We start from the raw sequence: 4060 nt of genomic DNA, 5'->3' as shown, positions 1-4060 counted from the left end.
GGGAGGGGGAGGGAGAGGACGCCGCGGGCGTGCGGGGTGCTTTCCTCCGTACGCCGCCGCATCCGATCTGCCTCACCTCGCTGACCGAGGAGGAGGCCGACGCGCTGGCGGCCCGGCTGGCCGCGTTGGGGCGCGAGCTGTCCGGCGTCTCGGCGGACCGTGACACCGCCGCGGCCTTCGCCGGCGCCTGGCACCGGCACACGGGAGCCGAGACCGTCCTCCGGCAGCGGATGCGGCTCTACCGGCTGGGCGAGCCGACCGCTGTGCGGCCGGTCCCGCCCGGGCGGGCGAGGACGGCGGGCGAGGCGGACCGGAAGCTGCTGGTCCAGTGGTTCGACGAGTTCTGCACGGAGGTCGGCGAGGTGGCCGTCCGGGACGCCGAGGAGTGGGCGGACGAACGCGTCGAGCGGGGTGACGTCAGGTTCTGGGAGGCGTCGGACGGGGCGCCCGTCGCCATGGCGGGGACGTCCCCCGAGATCGCCGGGCAGGTGCGCGTGGTCGGGGTCTACACACCGGCGCCCCTGCGCGGGCGCGGGTACGCGGGAGCCGTCACGGTCGAGGTCAGCCGTGCCGCCCTGGAGGCGGGGGCTCAGGAGGTGCTGCTGTTCACCGACCTCGCCAATCCCACCAGCAACGGTCTCTACCAGCGGATCGGCTACCGCCCGGTGTCCGACTTCGCGGTCCACGACTTCGGCCGGTAGGACGCCGGCAGGACTCCGTCAGGGCCACAGCAGCTCGCGGGCCCAGCCGCCTTGCGTACGGCGGTAGCGGAGGCGTACGTGGCGGCGGCGGGCCTCGCCCTGGAAGAACTCGACCACGGTCGGCCGGAGGCGGTAGAGCGTCCAGGAGGGGACCTCGGCGTCCGGCTCGCGCCGGGCCCGTTCCCAGGCCGACTCCGAGGCCCGGGCCAGCTCGTCCAGGTCGGCCAGGACCTCGCTCTGACGGCCGGTGAGCGCGGCGGCCAGGGCTCCCGTCGAGCGGACGTGCAGGTCGGACCGGGCCTCCTCGGGCGTGGCGGTCGTGACCGGGCCCCGGACCCGGACCTGGCGGCCCTGCACCGGCCAGTAGAAGGCCAGGGCGGCGTGCGGGTGGGCGGCCAGCTGCCGCCCCTTGCGGCTGCCGGCGTGGGTCGCGAAGGACCAGCCCTCCGCGTCGGCGCCGTGCAGCACCACGATACGGACGTCCGGGTGGCCCTCCTCGTCCGTCGTCGCCAGCGACATCGTGTGCGGTTCGGTCTGACCGGCCGCGGCCGCCTCCGCGAACCACCTCGCGAAGAGGGCGAGGGGAGTGCCGGGTGCCGTCGCCGGGTCGAGGGCGGGCAGCTCGGTGACCTCCGGGTCCCAGACGCGGAGTGACTTCAGCAGGTCGTGGAGATCCGGTTCCATGGTCCTGAGTATCGCCCGGGCCGGGCAGGGCCTCGTCCACCGGAGCGTGGACGGCAGGCCGTACAACGCGACAGGCGGCGGTCCACCCGGGTGGACCGCCGCCTGTCTGACAGGACTTGGGGTGCAAGAGGAATCACAAGAGGAATCACAAGAGGAATCCGGGGCCGGGGCGCGGGCTACCTCGTCGGCTTCCTGCCGGTGATGCCCAGGTGCACCAACAGCGCCAGGTTCGGTTTGAGGTCGGCCTGCTTCACGCCCCAGGAGGAGAAGCCCTTCTGGTGCGAGGCGACCGCCGCGAGCATGGTGACCAGCGAACCGGCGATCGCGGCCGGGTTCACGTCCTTGTCGACCCTGCCTTTGGACTGGAGTTCGGCCACGGAGTCCGCCAGGGAGTTGTTCACGGAGTTCAGGATCTTCATACGGATCTTGTAAAAGCGTTTGTCGCCCTCGGCGGCCCCGAGATCGATCACGCGCAGAATCGCGTCGTGCTTGCGCCAGAAATCCAGAAATCCGTCGACGAGTTCCTGAGCCGTCTGCCAGCCGGCCTTGCCCGCCCAGGAACGGCCCTCGAGCAGTTCGGACAATCCGGCGCCTTCGGTGGCCATTTGCTCGGCGATCTCCAGGACGGCGCCCTCGACGTCCGGAAAGTACTGATAGAAAGTCGCGGGAGATGTTCCTGCCCGCCGGGCGACATCGATGACTTTGACGTCCCGGTACGGTGACGAGCTGAGCATTTCGCTGAGGCAGTCGAGCAGCTTCTGCCGGGTCTCCTGCCCACGTCGACCGGCCACGCGGCCGTCGACGGTACGCACTTGTCCTGTCATGTCGTCAGCTTACCGAGGGGTGATCGGAGCGCGATTTGGCCGACTGCAAATGGGGTGCGAGAGGCGAGAGAGGCTGCTGTGCCTGGTGGGCGGGGCGCATGCGACCCGGAGTAATTTGGCAACATGGCCGAAAACAGGGCATCCGCGTATACAGAGGGCGTCCCCTGCTGGGTGGACGCGCAGCTTCCCGATCTCGAGGCGGGCAAGCGTTTCTACGGTGAGCTCTTCGGGTGGGATTTCGACGGTGAGACGTACGGCAGGTTCGTACTGGCCCGGCTGGAAGGGGATCCCGTCGCCGCGCTGGCGCCGAAGACGGACGGCCGTATGCCCACCGTGTGGACCGTGTACTTCGCCACCTCCGACGTCCGGGCGCTGGCCGCGCGGATCGGGGCCGGGGGCGGGCAGATCGTCACGCCGCCCGCCCGGGCCGACGGTCTCGGCACGGCCGCCCTCGCCGCCGACCCCGAGGGGGCCGTCTTCGGGCTGTGGCAGCCGGGCAGCCACCCGGGCTTCGGCCGGCGCCACGAGACGGGCACCTTCGTCTGGGCCCAGCTGTACACCCGCGACACCGAGGCCGCCAACGCCTTCTACGGCGGGCTCTTCCACGCCGCCCTCTTCGGTCCGGGCGCCGAGCCCGACTTCGGCCGCGCCGCCGTCTCCGAGGTCTTCCCGGCCGAGATGCCGCCGCACTTCCTCGTCCACTTCCGGGTGACGGACCTCGAGGCCGCCCTCGGCACGGTCGGCCGGCTCGGCGGGCGGGTGCAGGTGCCGCCCTTCGGGACGTCGTACGGAAACGTGGCCGTCGTCGCCGACAATCAGGGGGCGTCCTTCGCCGTACTGCAGCGGTGAAATCCACTCCCTGCGGGAAGGTGGAGGGGTTTTTACCAGGACATCCCGTTTCGTCGCCGGGTTCGCAACCTGTGCGCCGGACAGGAAGAATCGGGGTGCGTGCCGCCGCGGCGGTGCGGTGGTGAGACGCTGCACTTCGGTCGCGTACATATGTGGGTGACGCGGCTCGTACGGGGAGGTGGCAGGCAAGTGGTGGATCAGCTGACGCAGCACGATCCGCGGCGGATCGGACCGTTCGAGGTGCTGGGACGGCTGGGCGCCGGCGGCATGGGGCTGGTCTATCTCGCGCGCTCGGCGTCCGGCCGGCGCGTGGCGATCAAGACGGTCCGGACCGAGCTGGCCGAGGACCAGCTGTTCCGGGTCCGTTTCACGCGCGAGGTGGAGGCGGCCCGGGCGGTCTCCGGCTTCTACACGGCCGCGGTCGTCGACGCCGACCCGCGCGCCGCCGTGCCGTGGCTGGCCACCGCCTACGTTCCCGCGCCCTCCCTCGAGGAGATAGTGGCCGAGTGCGGGCCGCTCCCGGTCCAGGCGGTGCGCTGGCTCGCGGCGGGCGTCGCCGAGGCGCTGCAGTCCATTCACGGCGCCGGGCTGGTCCACCGCGACCTGAAGCCGTCCAACGTGCTCGTCGTCGAGGACGGGCCGAGGGTGATCGACTTCGGTATCGCCTCCGGGGTCTCGAACACACGTCTGACCATGACGAACGTCGCCGTCGGCACCCCCGCCTACATGTCCCCGGAGCAGGCCAAGGACTCCCGCAGCGTGACCGGCGCCAGCGACGTGTTCTCGCTGGGCTCCATGCTGGTCTTCGCCGCCACCGGGCACCCGCCCTTCCACGGCGCCAACCCCGTCGAGACCGTCTTCATGCTGCTGCGCGAGGGCCCCGACCTGGAAGGGCTCCCGGACGAGCTGCGTCCGCTGATCGAGTCCTGCATGCAGATGGACCCTACCGCCCGGCCCAACCCCGCCGACCTGCAGGCCCAGCTCGCCCCCCATCTGTTCGGC

At 71.4% G+C, this 4060-nt stretch carries 5 protein-coding genes; 3 read left to right on the top strand and 2 right to left on the bottom strand.

Features of this window, described 5'->3' with window-relative positions:
* Positions 1-701, top strand: a 701-nt coding sequence (locus tag C1I97_RS32865) for a GNAT family N-acetyltransferase (RefSeq protein ID WP_111006681.1), incomplete at its 5' end; no start/stop codon positions are given.
* Between the two features lie 18 nt (positions 702-719).
* On the opposite strand, the gene C1I97_RS32860 is transcribed toward C1I97_RS32865, so the two are convergent.
* Both C1I97_RS32860 and C1I97_RS32855 read right to left on the bottom strand, forming a co-directional pair.
* Entirely contained in the window at positions 720-1385 is a 666-nt protein-coding gene (locus C1I97_RS32860; RefSeq protein ID WP_111006680.1) for a pyridoxine/pyridoxamine 5'-phosphate oxidase, read from the bottom strand.
* 176 nt (positions 1386-1561) lie between these two features.
* The gene (locus tag C1I97_RS32855) at positions 1562-2197 is read right to left on the bottom strand and encodes a TetR family transcriptional regulator (RefSeq protein WP_111006679.1); all 636 of its coding nucleotides are present in this window, start codon (positions 2195-2197) and stop codon (positions 1562-1564) included.
* A 135-nt stretch (positions 2198-2332) separates the two neighbouring features.
* Between C1I97_RS32855 and C1I97_RS32850 the strand changes: the two genes are divergently transcribed.
* A complete protein-coding gene (locus tag C1I97_RS32850; protein ID WP_111006678.1) occupies positions 2333-3058 on the top strand; it encodes a VOC family protein in 726 nt (241 codons plus the stop codon).
* 189 nt (positions 3059-3247) lie between these two features.
* On the top strand, positions 3248-4060 hold an 813-nt coding region (locus C1I97_RS32845), incomplete at its 3' end, for a serine/threonine-protein kinase (RefSeq protein ID WP_146608365.1).

This window comes from Streptomyces sp. NTH33, assembly GCF_003236365.1.
Classification (GTDB): Bacteria; Actinomycetota; Actinomycetes; order Streptomycetales; family Streptomycetaceae; genus Streptomyces.
The sequence above is the reverse complement of the archived record's forward strand: the minus strand, read 5'-3'. Positions and strand labels throughout refer to the sequence as shown.